Consider the following 15258-nt stretch of genomic DNA (forward strand, 5'->3'; position numbering starts at 1 on the left):
GAGACTGGAAACATGCCTGCCAATCATCACGCAGCCGACGATCTGACGGATCAACCAACGGACATACCCCAGGTGGGGTTGGCGATCATCACCGGCTCGGCAAACTGGGGGCTTGCCTTCCCGGAAGATGTCGAAGTCAACGGCGTGCGTACCTTGCGGCGCGACATGAGTTTTGAAACGCCTTTCGGTCGCACCGACAACTGGAAGCTGCTCGAGTTCGATTCCTCGATTACCGCCGAAGGCAAACCGAAACGTGCCTTGTGCATGTATTCACACGGCAATCCCCGCGACCATATTGATCATTCCTGCCATCGCCGCGCGTTCTGGGTGTTGATGCAAGCGGGTGTCCGGCAAGTCTTGTCCTGCTCGACCATTGGTGCCGTCAACAAGGCGATCAAGCCCGGCGACATGGTGGTGAACGCCGATATCATCGAACTGACGCAGACGCCGTTTTCGCTGCTTCCCGGCCGCCAGAGCTTCGACTGCTCGGGCAAGCAGATCGTATGTCCACGATGCGCGGCGGTTCTGGTCGAAACCGCCCGACGTCATTGGCCAGCCGAATGCCGTATTCATGGCATCGAACAGCAGTTGGTCGCCGCTCACTGTTACGGGCCGCGGCTGACGACCCCGGCCGAGGCCCTGGCGTTCCGCAGCATGGGGGCGGATGTGCTCAACCATTCGATCGCCCCCGAAGCCACCTTGTCGCGAGAGATTAGCGCGTGTTTCGTGCCTTTGGCGTTCGTGACGGCGGGCTTCAACGACTATATGGACCGCAATCGTCAGAAATTGCTGCAGGAGGACGTGTTGCCGAGCCTGTCCATGACCGCCTCGCGGGTCGCGCTGGAAACCGCCGCACGACTCCCGGCCAATCCGGAATGCTCTTGCCAAGGTTTGAAGTCGCCTCAGCCAGAAGAACGGTCCAGCCGGTTCTGAGGCAGGGCAATTGCAAGGTCGTGGCGAGGGCTTGGATTAGCCAGCCGGCATGAAAATGCCGTCAATGGCAGGAGCGGCGTCTGTCGATACCATGCCGCGCGCCACCAGGTCCTCGAGATGGGCAAGCACCGAAAGCCCCGCGGCACCATGCAGCCGCGGATCGGTATCCCTGTAGATCGCCTTGACCATGTCGGGAACCGTCCGGTCGCCGGCCTTGAGCCGCTCCAATATGGCCCGCTCGCGCATCTTGCGATGCGTCTTCAATCCCCGCATGAAGGCGCGCGGCTTCGTCACTGGCCCGCCGTGCCCAGGCAGCAGCAGGCGGTCGTCGCGCTCGATCAGCCGGTCCAGCGATGCAATGTAATCGGCCATCGCCCCGTCCGGCGGCGCGACAATGGATGTCGCCCACGCCATGACATGATCGGCCGAAAACAGGATACCGGTTTCTTCCAGCGCGAACACCGCGTGATTGGCGGTATGGCCGGGGGTCAGAACCGTACGGATCGCCCAGCCGTCGCCGGTGACCAACGCGCCGTCCGGAAGTGCGATGTCGGGAATGAAAGCGGTGTCGGCGCTGGCGTCGAGCGCATTGGTCTCGCCGATATGCAGTGGCCTCGCCGGCCGGTGCTGCCCTTCCGCCATCACCAAAGCGCCGGTGCTCTCCTTCAGCCGGGCCGCCAGCGGGGAATGGTCGCGATGCGTGTGGCTGACGAAGATATGGCTGACCGGCCTGCCGGCGATCACGCCGAGCAAGGTCTGGAGATGCGCCTCGTCATCCGGCCCGGGATCGATCACCGCCAGCGTATCGCGCCCGACGACATAGCTGTTGGTGCCATGAAAGGTGAAAGGGCTGGGGTTCCGGACGGTGATGCGCTGCACGTCCGGTGCCACGTTCACGCCCTGGCCGTAGTGCGGATCGAAGCTGGTATCGAATTTGAGCGCCATGTCGGCACATTGCTCCCGGAACGGCAAAACCGATTGCCGCATAGCACGCAAGCCAATATAGGAAAACGCAGGACCGCGATTATCGGATCGCGCTAGATCGGATTGGGGAAGACCATGGCAACTGCAACGACGATGCGCCCGCTTGTTACTCTGGCTTTGCCGCAGGAAGGCGCGGCGCGACTGGCAACGCAGCTTTTCCTGGCGATCGCCGGAACGCTGCTTTTGACCCTGTCGGCCAAGACCAAGGTCGTGCTAGGCCCCGTCGACATCTCGATGCAGACGCTCGCCGTCTTGCTGATCGCCGCCGCCTTCGGCCTGCGCCTCGGCGTCGCCACGCTGCTGCTCTACATGGCGGAGGGCGCGATGGGCTTCCCGGTCTTCCAGGGCACGCCTGAGAAGGGCATTGGCCTTGCCTACATGGTCGGCCCGACGGGTGGCTATCTCGCGGGCTTTGTCGTCATGGCGGCAATTGTCGGCTGGGCCGCTGACCGCGGCTGGGATCGCCACCCGATCAAGCTTTTCAACGCCATGCTGGTTGCCGAAGTGGTGATGATGGCGATGGGGTTTGCCTGGCTGGCGCTGCTCATCGGCCCGGAAAAGTCCTGGCAGTTCGGCGTCGTGCCGTTCATCGTCGGCGACCTGATCAAGGTTGCGCTGGCGGCAAGCCTTGTGCCGGCCGTCTGGTCGCTGCTGAAGCGCTCCTGAGGTCTGTAGGAAGCGTGGCGTTCAATAGGCGTCAGGGGTCCATTCCTGAGGAAGGGCGCTTCCGATGAAGGTTCTGGTCACCGGCGCCGCCGGCTTCATAGGCTATCATGTCGCCAGGCGGCTCCTGGAGCGTGGCGACGAGGTTGTCGGCATCGACAGCGTCAACGACTATTATGACCCGCGGATCAAGCAGGCGCGGCTGCGGCTGCTGGCCGAAGCCAGCCGCGGCAGCAATGCCGGCTATCATTTCATCCACGGCAATCTTGCCGAGAGAGAAATCGTGGACGGCTGCTTTGCCGATCACGACTTCGACCGGGTGATCCATCTCGCCGCCCAGGCCGGGGTCCGCTACAGCCTGGAAAACCCGCGCGCCTATGTCGAAAGCAACATCGTCGCTTTCACCAACATGCTGGAGGCCTGCCGCAATGCCGGCATGGCGCACCTGACCTATGCCAGCACCTCGAGTGTTTACGGCGCCAACACCGACATGCCGTTTTCGGAGCACCGCCCGGCCGATCATCCGCTGCAGTTCTACGCCGCGACCAAGCGCGCCAACGAGCTGATGGCGCACAGCTACAGCCATCTGTTCGGGCTGCCGACCACCGGGCTGCGGTTCTTCACCGTATACGGCCCCTGGGGGCGTCCCGACATGGCGCTGTTCCTGTTTACAAGGAGCATCCTGGCCGGCGAGCCGATCAAGCTGTTCAACAATGGCAACCACACGCGCGACTTCACCTATATCGATGACATCGCCGAAGGTGTGATCCGGGCCAGCGACAGTCCTGCCGCCGGCAATCCCGCCTGGGATTCAGGCCATCCGGATCCGGCAACGAGCAGCGCGCCCTGGCGCATCTTCAACATCGGCAACAACAATCCGGTCAAGCTGACCGCCTATGTCGAGGCGCTGGAAAGCGCGCTTGGCCGCAAGGCCGTCATCGAGCTCTTGCCGCTGCAGGCCGGCGACGTGCCGGACACTTTCGCCGACACCACCGCGCTGCAGGAGGCTGTTGGCTACCGCCCCGGCACGTCCGTGTCGGACGGGGTAGGGCGGTTCGTCGAGTGGTACAAGGCGTATTTTGGGTGGGGTGGCTGAGGTCATGTCCCGGCGTGCGAAACAGACCCCTTCTGTGTCGCGTGCCGCATTGACAAGCCATTGAATGAAACCTAAGCACGGGCGGTCAGGGCCGGGGGGCTTCGGCATGTCAAGGAGAGCTTCTTGAAAGGAATTATCCTTGCTGGAGGCAGTGGAACGCGTCTTTATCCACTGACATTAGCGGTCTCTAAGCAAATCCTTCCGATATACGACAAGCCGATGATTTATTATCCGCTGAGCGTACTGATGCTCGCGGGAATCCGCGAGATTCTGATTGTCTCGACACCGCGTGATCTGCCGGCTTTTCGTGATTTACTCGGCGACGGATCGGAGTTCGGGCTGGCGTTCTCCTACGCCGAGCAACCGCATCCCAATGGTCTTGCGGAAGCTTTCATTATCGGCCGGGATTTCATCGGCAAAGATAGCGTCTCGATGATCCTTGGCGACAACATCTATTTCGGTGATGGCCTGTCGCAGCTTTGCCGCGCCGCCGCTGCGCGCGACGCGGGTGCTTCGGTGTTCGCCTATCATGTCGAGGATCCCGAGCGCTATGGCGTCGTGTCCTTCGACAAGGCAACCGGGACCGCGCTGACGATTGAGGAAAAACCGCAGAAACCGAAGTCGAACTGGGCTGTCACCGGTCTCTATTTCTACGACAATGAGGTGGTCGACATCGCCCCGACGATCCGCCCCTCGGCGCGTGGCGAGCTCGAGATCACGGCGGTCAACAATGTCTATCTCGAGCGCGGCAAGCTGCATGTGCACCGTTTGGGCCGTGGCTATGCCTGGCTCGACACCGGCACGCATGACAGTTTGCACGAAGCCTCTTCTTTCGTGCGCACGATCGAACATCGCCAGGGTATCAAGGTTGCCTGCCCTGAGGAGATCGCCTTCGAGCAGGGCTGGCTGACGGCGGAGCAAGTGCTGCAACGCGCAACCCGGTTGGGCAAAAATGAATATGCCGCCTATCTGCGGCGGCGCGTCGCCGATCTGTTGGAGGGCTAAGCTTTGGAGATCAGGTCCCTCGGCATCGATGGCGTGCTGGAAATCGTTCCCAAGCGACATGGCGATGCACGCGGCTTCTTCATGGAAACCTACAATGCCGAGCGGTTTTCGCAGGCAGGCATCGACTTGGTTTTCGTGCAGGACAACCATTCCTATTCCGCTACGGCAGGCGTCTTGCGAGGGCTTCACTACCAGCTCGAGCCGCGGGCCCAGGACAAGCTGCTGCGCGTCATTCGCGGCAGTATCCTCGACGTTGCGGTCGATATCCGCCGTGGTTCGAAAACCTTTGGGAAATGGGTCGCCTGCGAGATTTCGGCCGAAAAGGGCAATCAGATCCTGGTGCCAAAGGGTTTCGCGCATGGCTTTGTGACGCTCGTGCCCGACACCGAGGTTCTCTATAAGGTTACCGACACTTATTCGCCCGAGCACGATCGGTCCGTCCGCTTCGACGATCCCGTCATCGGCATCGAATGGCCTTCAGTGGCTGGCGGATTCCAGCTTTCGGACAAGGACCTCAAGGCGCCGGTGCTCGCCGAGGCCGAAGTGTTTGCCTGATGGGCATGAGGATAGCGGCATGAATTTTCTGGTGACAGGCGGGGCTGGCTTCATCGGTTCGGCGGTGTGTCGGCATCTGTGCGCCAATCCGGCCTATCGGGTGACCAATCTCGACAAGCTCACCTATGCCGGCAACCTGGCCTCGCTGCGGCAGATCGAGAACGCGCATAATTATCGTTTCGCCCATGCCGATATCTGCGACGAGAGGGCGGTGCTCGACATAATGCGCCGTGACGATATCGACATCGTCATGAACCTTGCCGCCGAAAGCCATGTCGACCGCTCGATCGATGGGCCCGGCGCCTTCATCGAGACCAACATCGTCGGCACCTACCGCATCCTCAATGCGGCGCTCGAATACTGGCGCGGCTTGCCCGACGACAGGAAAAGCCGCTTCCGCTTCCATCACGTGTCGACCGATGAAGTGTTCGGCGACCTGCCTTTCGACGGTGGCATGTTCGTCGAGGAGACGCCCTACGCGCCGTCCTCGCCCTATTCGGCCTCCAAGGCGGCCTCGGACCATCTGGTGCGGGCCTGGCACGAGACCTACGGCCTGCCGGTCGTGCTCTCCAACTGCTCGAACAATTACGGCCCCTATCATTTTCCCGAAAAACTGATCCCGCTCGTCATTCTCAACGCGCTCGACGAAAAACCGCTGCCAGTCTATGGCGCCGGCGCCAATGTGCGTGACTGGCTGTTCGTCGAGGATCATGCCCGAGCCCTGGAGCTGGTCGCCACCAAGGGCACGCCGGGCGAGAGCTATAATGTCGGCGGCAATTCGGAACGCACGAACCTCGCCGTCGTCGAGACGATCTGCGACCTGCTCGACATCAGGCGGCCCCGGGCCGGCGGCAGGTGTTATCGCGACCTGATCTCCTTCGTCACCGACCGCCCGGGCCACGACCGCCGCTACGCCATCGATGCCTCCAAGATCGGCCGCGAGCTCGGCTGGGCGCCGAGCGAGAATTTCGACAGCGGCCTGGCCAGAACCGTGGACTGGTTCCTCGACAACAAATGGTGGTGGGGGCCGATCCGCGAGCAGCGGTACGCCGGTGAAAGGCTGGGCGAGGCCCGCAAGGTGGGCGCGTGAGGCTCGCTGTCACCGGACGCGACGGCCAGGTTGTGTCGAGCCTTCTGGAGGCAGGCCAGTTTGCCGGTGTAGACGTCATCGCCATTGGCCGTCCGCAGCTCGACTTGGCAAACCCCGATACCGTGATCGAAGCCATTGCAGCGGCCAGGCCTGACATCGTCGTGTCAGCTGCCGCTTACACGGCCGTGGATCAGGCCGAGGATGAGCCCGATCTGGCATTCAGGGTGAATGCCGTCGGCGCCGGCAAGGTGGCGCAAGCCGCGGCGCGGCTTGGCGTTCCCGTCATCCACCTTTCGACCGACTACGTCTTCGACGGCAGCGCTTCCGGCGCTTACGTCGAAACCGATGCGACCGCGCCAGCCAGCGTTTACGGCGCCTCCAAGCTCGCCGGCGAACAGACGGTGGCCGCCGCCGGCCCGCGCCACCTGATCCTGCGCACCGCCTGGGTCTACAGCCCGTTCGGCAAGAATTTCGTCAAAACCATGCTGCGGCTGGCCGCCGACCGTGACGAGATTTCCGTGGTGGCCGATCAATGGGGAAATCCCAGCTCAGCGCTGGATATCGCCGATGCGATCCTGCATGCCGCGGCCACGCTGCACCGCAACAAGGACTTCGGCGCGTTCGGCACCTATCATCTGGCCGGCACGGGCGAGACCAACTGGAGCGGCTTTGCCCGCCATATCCTCGACACGAGCCGCGTGTCTGGCGGTCCTTCAGCGCGGGTCCACGACATTATGACGACGGACTACCCGACCAAGGCGCGACGCCCTGCCAATTCCCGGCTTTCGAGCGCGAAGTTCGCGTCAGCCTTTGGCTGGACCGCGCCGGACTGGCGGCAATCGACGGAAGCCGTGGTGCGTCGGGTCCTGTTCTGAGAGCCAGATGACCCGTGGGGCCGGACCACGGACGCTCGGCGAAGTACCGCCAAACGCCCGGACAAGGCATACGGCATGGAGCGCACGATCCTTGAGGCAAAACAAAGCAAAGTGAACACGCTGTTCAAGAGTTAAAAGACTCAAAGAGTCGGCGAATAACTCATCCCCTGCGAGCGCAATCTGTGCATGTCAGGTGGTTACTGACAAAGGTCGCCGCAGTTTCTGCCGAACGCGAGACTGAATTCGGGAAGGCGGATTTAGTCTGGGTCTCTTCATCAGATATCCGTTTCTCCAGAAGGCTTTCATTTCGCGCGACGGCTGATCGGCGCATTCGGGCGGAATTGTGGCGTTTGGGACGCACAACTGACCTATCAAGTATTCCGTCTGTAAAGCCCTCGAATTTCTGGTTGCGCGGTCTGGCAGTGTGTGCGAGGTGCGACCTAACAAAAAGCACAATCAGCACACGCAGGACTGATGCCGGCCACCGTTCGCACCCTCTCTATCAGCCGTTCAACCTCCGCTTTCGCGATTGCATCCGTTGGTCCGATCGCGCTGTTCCTGATTGCGCTCATCCTGACGGTGCAGGCGAGAGGTGTTCCGGACAACGACTATTGGACCATTTTCACTTCAATGGCCGGGTCGCTGGACGGGCTGCCGACGTTGTCGGACCTGTATGTAAGGGGAAACGAACATATCATTGCTGGCGCAAAACTGTTTTATCTGCTGAATTTTCATCTTACCGGCGGGGACAATGTTGGTCTGTCCGTCATCGTTGTTGCTTTCTCCCTTGTCATAGCTTTGACTCTTTCGTGTGCATTCTCCCTCTTTGCACGATCCAGGTTAGAAGCACTTGTCATCGGGATAGCTGTTTCGCTATTTGTGTTCAGCCCACTCGCCGCTCACAATTTCTTTCTGGGCATGAGTGGGATAGCCTGGATCGGGGCAAATCTCTTCACCGTGCTGGCTGCATTGGCTTTTTGGCGGTCGGCCGAAGAAGACAGGCCGATGGGCTATGTCGTCGCGATAGTATTGGCTGCCATTGCCTCGCAATTTTACAGCACGGGCCTGACTGCATTGTGTGCGATCGGTATCCAAGGATTTTGTGCCGACAAGACACGGCGGCTCGGTATTTTGCTCTTCGCGGTCGGCTTGGCCTATGTGATTTTGATCGCAGTATTTCAGAAAGTCCCCGAATATCACGCAGCACGTAATTTCGATCCGACAGAGATTGCCCTGTTCTGCCTGACATTCATTGGTGGCGGCATCGTAACAACCGAAGCAAATGCAATTCCGCTGGGCGCAATCGGCATTGGAGCAGCGGTTCTGATCGTTGGGTTTTGCCTTTTCCGGCCCGGCGAAAGCAGGTATCGAGCGGCCTTTTGGATTGCGATCATGGCCTACGCGGTCATGTCGAGTGGGTTGGCGGCTATCGGTCGAGGGAATATGGGGGGAGACCAGGCAGCCTTGTCCAGCCGGTATGCAACCCTTCCAGCGCTTTTTTGGATCGGACTGTTCGGGGCAGCTGCTTGTCTGATCTGGCGCGTTGATTTCAATCGTCGTCTGTCGATCGCCATATTCGCGCTAGCAGTCGCGCTGCTCGTAATGAACGGCACGCCACGGGTGATGGACGCTCTTGCCAGGGCTGAAGGAAAAGATTTTGCAACATTGGAACTATCGCTCGGCGTCAAAGACCCCGACTTGATGCAATACGTTACATCGACTGGGTTTCAGTACTACGCTGTCGAGGACGATCTGAGGAAAGCCAAACATGTCCCGTTCAACGGGAGAGATTTTGGCTGCCCCGCGCTCGGTGCGCAAGTGGCGGTCTCCGACAAGCCGGTGAGTTTGACGGGCTACATTGATATCGTGTCCCAAACACAGGATCCGCGGTGGGCGCGCGTCTTCGGTTGGGCCGCAGACCAGTTGGGCGAACACCCCCCGCTCTTGAACAACGGTCTTCTCAGCACTTATCGTTGTATTGCTTTCCTTGACGGCAACGGAACTGTCGTGGGATTGGGTTTGGGGGGGTTCCATAGGGCCGACGTGGCAAAAGCGCTTGGCCGGACACGTGACGATTACGGCTGGAGCGGGTATATCGACCTTCAGCGTCTGAACTCCGCTCCGCGACGGATATATGCAGTTTTGCTTACGTCGTCTGGGTGGACAAGATTGCCGGAGCCTGAAATTGGATTTCAGTTTTGAAAAATATCTATGTAGGTGTTGTAAGATTAGCGAGGAAGGTGGCTGATCGCGGCGGATTACTTGCCGTGTTGGAGCGATCGAACAACCGCTTCGTCCTCTGGATCAGAAGTCTGTTTGGCATATACGATAGTGCGGACCTGGTTCGGCTAGACATGCCATGGTGGACATTCTCCGCGATTGACGACGTGAACACATTTCTGGCCTCGCGCAATCGCAAGGCTCGCGTTTTTGAATTTGGCGCTGGCGCCAGTACTGTTTGGTTGGCGAAACGAAGCGCCTCCGTCAATTCCGTCGAGCATGACGCTCCGTTCGCGCAAACCATGGGCGGCATTTTTGACGCCTATCCCAACATCGCTGTGCAAGTTGTGGAGCCGGCAACCGCTTCCGCTTCCAGCAAGGCCAGGTCCAATCGAAAGGGGTACACGCAATGCTCGTTCGACCAATACGTGTCATCGATTGATCGGGTCGACGGCACGTTCGACCTTATTGTGATCGACGGCCGGGCCAGGGTTTCCTGTCTGGCGAGATCGGTTCGCCGCCTGGCTCCAGGCGGTATGATCCTGTTCGACAACAGCAACAGGCTCGAATATCGCGAGGCCATCAACTCTTGCGGTCTGCAGGAGCGGGTGACACGGGGACTTGCGCCTGCACTGCCATTCCCCAGCCAGACCTCCATTTTGACGAAGAGGGCGTGACGTGCAGACCGTATCGATACTGGTGCCTGTAAAGGATGAGCAAGACACTGTTCAGGCTCTGATTGGCCAGATCGAGGCGGCCTTCGAGCAGATCGATTCCGCCTCGCTCAAGGAGGTCATCTTTGTTGACGACGGAAGTCGGGACAATACCTGGAAGGAGATTCTGGGCGCCACCAGGACTTACCCTCATGTAAAAGGCGTCCGGCTACGGCGGAATTTCGGCAAGGCCGCCGCGCTCCAAGCTGGGATCGCCAATGCGTCGGGCAACGTCATCGTCACGATGGACGGAGATCTGCAAGACGACCCGAAGGAAATTTCACGTTTTCTGGACGAAATCCGGGCGGGCTCCGATGTTGTATCGGGATGGAAGCAGGTGCGCCACGATCCGCTCGGCAAGACGCTGCCTTCAAAGCTGTTCAATCGCGTGACGGCGAAGGTCACCGGCGTCGGCTTGCACGACTTCAACTGCGGCTTCAAGGCCTACCGCTCCGAGGTCTTCGACAATATTCGCCTCTACGGTGAACTGCATCGCTTCGTTCCAGCCTTGGCCCATGCGACTGGTTTCAAGGTCAGTGAGATCGTCGTCCAGCACCACCCACGCCGATTTGGAAAATCCAAATATGGGGTTGGTCGGCTCCTGAAGGGTTTCCTGGACCTGCTTACAATCGTGACCATCACCAAGTTCAATTCTCGCCCCGGCCATCTTTTTGGCGGTCTGGGCGTGGCCGTCATTTCGATAGGCCTTCTGATTTTCCTGTACCTCTGCGCGCGGTGGTTTGGCGGTGAAGCCATTGGCCGCCGGCCTTTGCTGCTTTTTTCGACGCTCTTGATGATCGTTGGAGTGCAGTTCACGCTGTTCGGCATGGTCGCCGAGTTGATAGTCGCGACCCGTGGCGATCGTGACCCTGGCATTGTCGCCGAAATCGCAAGTTCCGACGGCAGGCTGCCTGTGAAGCCGATCGGTGCTCGTGCCAAACTCTAGGATCATTCGTGCTGGCGGTGCTGTCATTGCCGTTGCGGCAATGTATTTTGTCATACGCTCCGTCTACGGATACGCTGATCAGCTCGCCGAGATTCTGCAGCGCCCTCAGTTCATTGTCGTCGTCGTGGCAAGCGCGCTTCTCTATGCACTCGCTCTGCAACTTGTCGGGCTCGGCTGGTTCACCCTCCTGGTTTCGGTCGGAGAAAAGGCAATCTCGCCAGCCTGTGCTCTGCGCGTTTTTGCGCGTACCCAAGTCTACAAATATCTGCCAACCAATGTAATTCACCTTGTCGGTCGCTTTGTCCTGGCTGCTCGATATGGTGCCGCAAAGGATGCGCTTTCCTATGCGCAGGTGATGGAGATCATTTTGATGGTGCTGGCTTCCGCAAGCGTGGCACTCCTTTTCTCGTTCTCTTTCTTACTCAAGATCGGCGAGGACTATGGAGTAGGCCGCTATCTTGCTTCTGCAGCCTATATCGGCGCCGCCATCGCGGCACTCATGCTCGCTCCCGTTGTTGCCGGCCGATATTTCAAACAGAGCCGGAAACACCTCGCATTTTCAATGGCTGCAGTCAGTGTCGCGTGCTACGGCATTTTTTTCCTTGCCAATGGCTCGATCGTCGTCCTCCTCGTCCATTTTCTGTACGGACCCACAATTGAATGGAAGATAGTGATCGGAGTTTCGGCCGCCGGTTGGTTGCTTGGATTCGTTGTCCCGGGGGCTCCAGGCGGTTTGGGTGTCAGAGAGGCTGTTTTCATCGCTGGCCTTTCATCGATCGGCATACCCGCCGCCGCCGCCACCGCAGTTGCAATTACCCATCGGGTTGTCACCCTTCTGGGCGATGTGCTGTTGTGGGCTGTGGAGTTTGGGTATCGAAGATGGATCGCGGAACCAGATGATGCGTAGCGTGGGTATGATCGTAGCGCGATGAATTCGGCTGCTTCAGCAAGGCGGCGCCGATGCCGAACTTGACGCCTGAAATCCGATTCGATCGGAGCTGAACCTCCTGTGTCTATTCAAATGAGATCGAGGCTGATAACGAACGGCCAAGTCAATGAAACGGGAATGCTGCTTGAATGTCTAAAACATGCGTGGTGACCGGCGGAGCTGGATTCATTGGATGCGCGTTGTCCACCAAATTGGCAAACCGCTTCGATCGCGTAGTTGTCATCGACAGTTTGCATCCGCAGATTCACGCAGAGCGAAAGCGTCCCGCCGACCTTGATCCTCGCGTTGAACTCGTGGTTGCCGATGTGACCGAGGCCTCGACCTGGGTGCCGGCACTGGAAACCATCCGACCTGAAGTTGTGGTGCATCTGGCTGCCGAAACGGGCACGGGTCAGTCGCTCACGGAGGCCTCTCGCCACGCGATAGCAAATGTTCTTGGCACCACGCGCATGTTGGATGCCTTTGCCACGGCATCGCACGTTCCTGAGCGTTTTGTCCTGGCTTCGAGTCGCGCCGTCTATGGAGAAGGAGCATGGCGGTCCAGGAAAGCAGGCGAGATAACATATCCCGGTCAGAGATCGAAACAGCAGCTCGAACGCGCGGAGTGGGATTTTCCCGGGCTCGAACCTCTACCGATGGACGCGGAAAAAACGATACCGAATCCAACCAGCATCTACGGAGCGACGAAACTAACCCAGGAACAGATATTGCGGGCTTGGGCTCTTTCGTTCGGAACAGCTGTCAACGTGCTTCGCCTTCAGAACGTATATGGTCCTGGCCAATCGCTGACCAACAGCTACACGGGAATCGTGTCGTTGTTCATTAGGATGGCGAAGGAAGGCAAGAGCATCCCGATCTATGAGGACGGGGACATCGGACGCGACTTCGTCTTCATCGATGATGTGGCGTCGGCTCTCGACAAGGCTACGGCCACTGATCTGTCACAGTCGCTCGCCTATGATGTCGGCACTGGCTCCAAGACCACGGTTCTTGACCTGGCAAGGATCGTTGCAAAAAGATACGAGGCCCCGGAACCGCACGTCAACGGCATGTTCCGCAACGGCGACGTTCGCTGCGCTGTCGCCAACATCGACAGGACGGTGCGCGAACTGGAATGGCGACCTTTGAAAAGTGTAGACGAGGGGATCGGCCAGCTTTCCGAGTGGGTCGATTCACAACTTGGCTAGAATTATGACATCGTGACAACGGAAGCGTTCTGCCGTCGAGATGCCTCCATGGGAGACGTGGTCCCTATATCACGTGGATCTGATTTTGCAGGGAATTGGCAATGCGGCGTGCAGCGATATTTTTCTTCTATGACGAACGCGGCCAGGTTGATGACTATATATTCTACCTTCTAGAAAAATTGCGGCCATTCGTGGAGACGATTATTTTTGTCTCAAACGGAGAAATTTCACAATCATCGGAGGCTTCACTGCGATCCACCGTTGACGAGACTATTATCCGTGAGAATACAGGATTTGACGTTGGGGCGTATCGCGACGGGCTCGAGTTCATCGGTTACGACAAGCTCGGCGATTATGATGAAATCCTTTTGCTTAACCACACATTCTACGGACCTGTTTTCCCGTTCTCGGAAATGTTTTCGGAAATGGAACGCCGGGCCTGCGATTTTTGGGGCATATCCGATCACAAGGAGGTAAGCCCCAATCCTTTCACTGGAGCAGGGGTTTTGCCCCGCCATCTGAACTCTCATTTTATCGCCGTGAGAAAGGCGATGCTTGAGTCGATCGCTTTTCGAAACTATTGGGAGAGAATGCCGAAAATCACAGACTATGCGGAGTCTGTTCTCTTGCATGAGTCGCGTTTTACAGGTTTTTTCGAGAACCTGGGATACAAATCTGAAACGTATCTTGACTCGGATAAATACAATTCCGCGTATCCTGTGATGATCGATGTCGATCAGATTTACAATGATAGAAGCCCAATTTTAAAGCGTCGTCTTTTTTTCAATGATCCAACATTTTTGGATAAGAACGCCGTCGATTTGCCGCGTGCTTTGCGGGTGCTGAAAGAGACATCCGACTACGACCTCAATCTGATTTGGCGCAATGTCCTGCGCTCTTCGGATTTGAGAACCCTCAACACCAATGCGGCGCTGATGAGTGTCTTGCCGGACAAGCGGATTAAAGGCGACGGTGCTGCTGCCGACTATGGCAAGATCGCTGTCTGCGCGCATATCTACTACACCGATATGCTCGACGAGATACTGGGCCTGACTGGCAATATCCCGGTACCCTATGATTTCATTGCCACCACGAATACGCCGGAGAAAAAGGCCGAAATCGAAACCGCCCTGGCGAACCGCCCTGGTGTGAAGAACGTCATCGTCCGGGTTGTCGAGCAGAACCGCGGCCGTGACATGTCCTCACTTTTCATCTCCTTGCGCGATCTGCTGGTCGACGATCGCTATGACCTTGTCTGTCGCCTGCATACAAAAAAATCGCCTCAAGTGCAGTCGTCGATGGGCAACCTGTTCAAGCGGCATATGGTTGACAATCTGCTGAATAGCCGTGGCTACGTGCACAATGTGTTGGATATGTTTCACGACAACCCGTCAGTCGGACTGGCCATTCCGCCTATCTTTCATATCTCATATCCGACCATGGGGTTCTCGTGGTTTGCCAACAAGCCAAAGGTTGAGGAAACCGCGCGGCTTTTGAACATCAACGTCAAGTTCGACGAGAACACTCCGGTGGCTGCGTATGGTACCATGTTCTGGTTCCGGCCACGCGCCCTGCGCAAAATGTTCGAACACAAGTGGAAATGGGAGGAGTTCAATGCCGAGCCGGATCATGTCGACGGCGGCTTCGCTCATGCGCTGGAGCGGCTGATCGCCTACGCGGTTCAGAATGCTGGATATACGACGCAGCACATCATGTGCGCGCATCAGGCAGAGCACAACTACACCATGCTGGAGTTCAAGCTGCAAAAGCTCGCCAGCTTCATGCCGTCAGGGGACTTCCCTTTGCAGTGTCATATGGTGTCTGAGTGGAGAAAGGGCGGCTATCCCTTGGGAAGCCATGTATCGGCTACTCCCGCACCAATGCCGACGTCGGTGAAGCATTCTCTGGCAGAACTCAATTTGGCTGTTAAAAGCTCTCTGAGGTTCAGAGCGCCTATCCTGTTCAGAGCACTACGGCCGATCTATCGCGGCACGAGGGCGATCCTGAAACCGAACTCTCGGCGTAGTGGCGGATGATGGCGA

The 15258-nt window shown here is 58.5% G+C and carries 14 protein-coding genes; 13 read left to right on the top strand and 1 reads right to left on the bottom strand.

The features are described from left to right. The first annotated feature begins 12 nt into the window (after positions 1-12). Positions 13-933, top strand: a complete 921-nt coding sequence (locus tag MAFF_RS30740) for a 5'-methylthioadenosine phosphorylase (RefSeq protein WP_010914930.1) — start codon at positions 13-15, stop codon at positions 931-933. Between the two features lie 36 nt (positions 934-969). On the opposite strand, the gene MAFF_RS30745 is transcribed toward MAFF_RS30740, so the two are convergent. Then, positions 970-1878, bottom strand: a complete 909-nt coding sequence (locus tag MAFF_RS30745; RefSeq protein WP_010914931.1) for an MBL fold metallo-hydrolase — start codon at positions 1876-1878, stop codon at positions 970-972. Positions 1879-1992: 114 nt separating this feature from the next. Between MAFF_RS30745 and MAFF_RS30750 the strand changes: the two genes are divergently transcribed. From MAFF_RS30750 to MAFF_RS30805, 12 genes are all read left to right on the top strand, one after another. Further along, positions 1993-2583 carry a biotin transporter BioY gene (locus MAFF_RS30750; protein ID WP_044549767.1) on the top strand — a complete coding sequence of 197 codons (591 nt, stop codon included), beginning with the start codon at positions 1993-1995 and terminating at the stop codon, positions 2581-2583. A gap of 64 nt (positions 2584-2647) precedes the next feature. After that, complete coding sequence (locus MAFF_RS30755) at positions 2648-3676, top strand: NAD-dependent epimerase (protein ID WP_010914933.1); 1029 nt, start codon at positions 2648-2650, stop codon at positions 3674-3676. Between the two features lie 123 nt (positions 3677-3799). Then, the gene (rfbA, locus tag MAFF_RS30760) at positions 3800-4681 is read left to right on the top strand and encodes a glucose-1-phosphate thymidylyltransferase RfbA (RefSeq protein ID WP_010914934.1); all 882 of its coding nucleotides are present in this window, start codon (positions 3800-3802) and stop codon (positions 4679-4681) included. A 3-nt stretch (positions 4682-4684) separates the two neighbouring features. Beyond that, positions 4685-5236 (top strand): dTDP-4-dehydrorhamnose 3,5-epimerase, encoded by a 552-nt coding sequence (gene rfbC, locus MAFF_RS30765; protein WP_010914935.1) that lies wholly within the window; start codon positions 4685-4687, stop codon positions 5234-5236. A gap of 19 nt (positions 5237-5255) precedes the next feature. Beyond that, complete coding sequence (gene rfbB, locus MAFF_RS30770) at positions 5256-6326, top strand: dTDP-glucose 4,6-dehydratase (RefSeq protein ID WP_010914936.1); 1071 nt, start codon at positions 5256-5258, stop codon at positions 6324-6326. Then, complete coding sequence (gene rfbD, locus MAFF_RS30775) at positions 6323-7201, top strand: dTDP-4-dehydrorhamnose reductase (RefSeq protein WP_010914937.1); 879 nt, start codon at positions 6323-6325, stop codon at positions 7199-7201. Before rfbB ends, rfbD begins: the two co-directional genes overlap by 4 nt. Before the next feature lie 474 nt (positions 7202-7675). After that, complete coding sequence (locus tag MAFF_RS30780; RefSeq protein ID WP_010914938.1) at positions 7676-9403, top strand: hypothetical protein; 1728 nt, start codon at positions 7676-7678, stop codon at positions 9401-9403. Then, on the top strand, positions 9400-10098 hold the full coding sequence (locus tag MAFF_RS30785; protein WP_106406537.1) for a class I SAM-dependent methyltransferase: 699 nt from the start codon (positions 9400-9402) through the stop codon (positions 10096-10098). The genes MAFF_RS30780 and MAFF_RS30785 overlap by 4 nt, the downstream gene beginning before the upstream one ends. A gap of 1 nt (position 10099) precedes the next feature. Continuing rightward, positions 10100-11080 (top strand): glycosyltransferase family 2 protein, encoded by a 981-nt coding sequence (locus tag MAFF_RS30790; protein ID WP_010914940.1) that lies wholly within the window; start codon positions 10100-10102, stop codon positions 11078-11080. Continuing rightward, complete coding sequence (locus MAFF_RS30795) at positions 11061-11987, top strand: lysylphosphatidylglycerol synthase transmembrane domain-containing protein (protein WP_010914941.1); 927 nt, start codon at positions 11061-11063, stop codon at positions 11985-11987. Before MAFF_RS30790 ends, MAFF_RS30795 begins: the two co-directional genes overlap by 20 nt. Before the next feature lie 170 nt (positions 11988-12157). Then, entirely contained in the window at positions 12158-13216 is a 1059-nt protein-coding gene (locus tag MAFF_RS30800; protein WP_010914942.1) for an NAD-dependent epimerase/dehydratase family protein, read from the top strand. Positions 13217-13317: 101 nt separating this feature from the next. After that, positions 13318-15252 (top strand): rhamnan synthesis F family protein, encoded by a 1935-nt coding sequence (locus MAFF_RS30805; protein WP_010914943.1) that lies wholly within the window; start codon positions 13318-13320, stop codon positions 15250-15252. Positions 15253-15258: the final 6 nt, after the last annotated feature.

It is taken from the genome of Mesorhizobium japonicum MAFF 303099 (assembly GCF_000009625.1).
GTDB lineage: Bacteria > Pseudomonadota > Alphaproteobacteria > Rhizobiales > Rhizobiaceae > Mesorhizobium > Mesorhizobium japonicum.

Coding starts and splice junctions, on each gene's coding strand:
- MAFF_RS30740 (WP_010914930.1), top strand. CDS start 13: ATGCCTGCCAATCATCACGCAGCCGACGATCTGACGGATCAACCAACG.
- MAFF_RS30745 (WP_010914931.1), bottom strand. CDS start 1,878: ATGGCGCTCAAATTCGATACCAGCTTCGATCCGCACTACGGCCAGGGC.
- MAFF_RS30750 (WP_044549767.1), top strand. CDS start 1,993: ATGGCAACTGCAACGACGATGCGCCCGCTTGTTACTCTGGCTTTGCCG.
- MAFF_RS30755 (WP_010914933.1), top strand. CDS start 2,648: ATGAAGGTTCTGGTCACCGGCGCCGCCGGCTTCATAGGCTATCATGTC.
- rfbB (WP_010914936.1), top strand. CDS start 5,256: ATGAATTTTCTGGTGACAGGCGGGGCTGGCTTCATCGGTTCGGCGGTG.
- MAFF_RS30780 (WP_010914938.1), top strand. CDS start 7,676: ATGCCGGCCACCGTTCGCACCCTCTCTATCAGCCGTTCAACCTCCGCT.
- MAFF_RS30800 (WP_010914942.1), top strand. CDS start 12,158: ATGTCTAAAACATGCGTGGTGACCGGCGGAGCTGGATTCATTGGATGC.
- MAFF_RS30805 (WP_010914943.1), top strand. CDS start 13,318: ATGCGGCGTGCAGCGATATTTTTCTTCTATGACGAACGCGGCCAGGTT.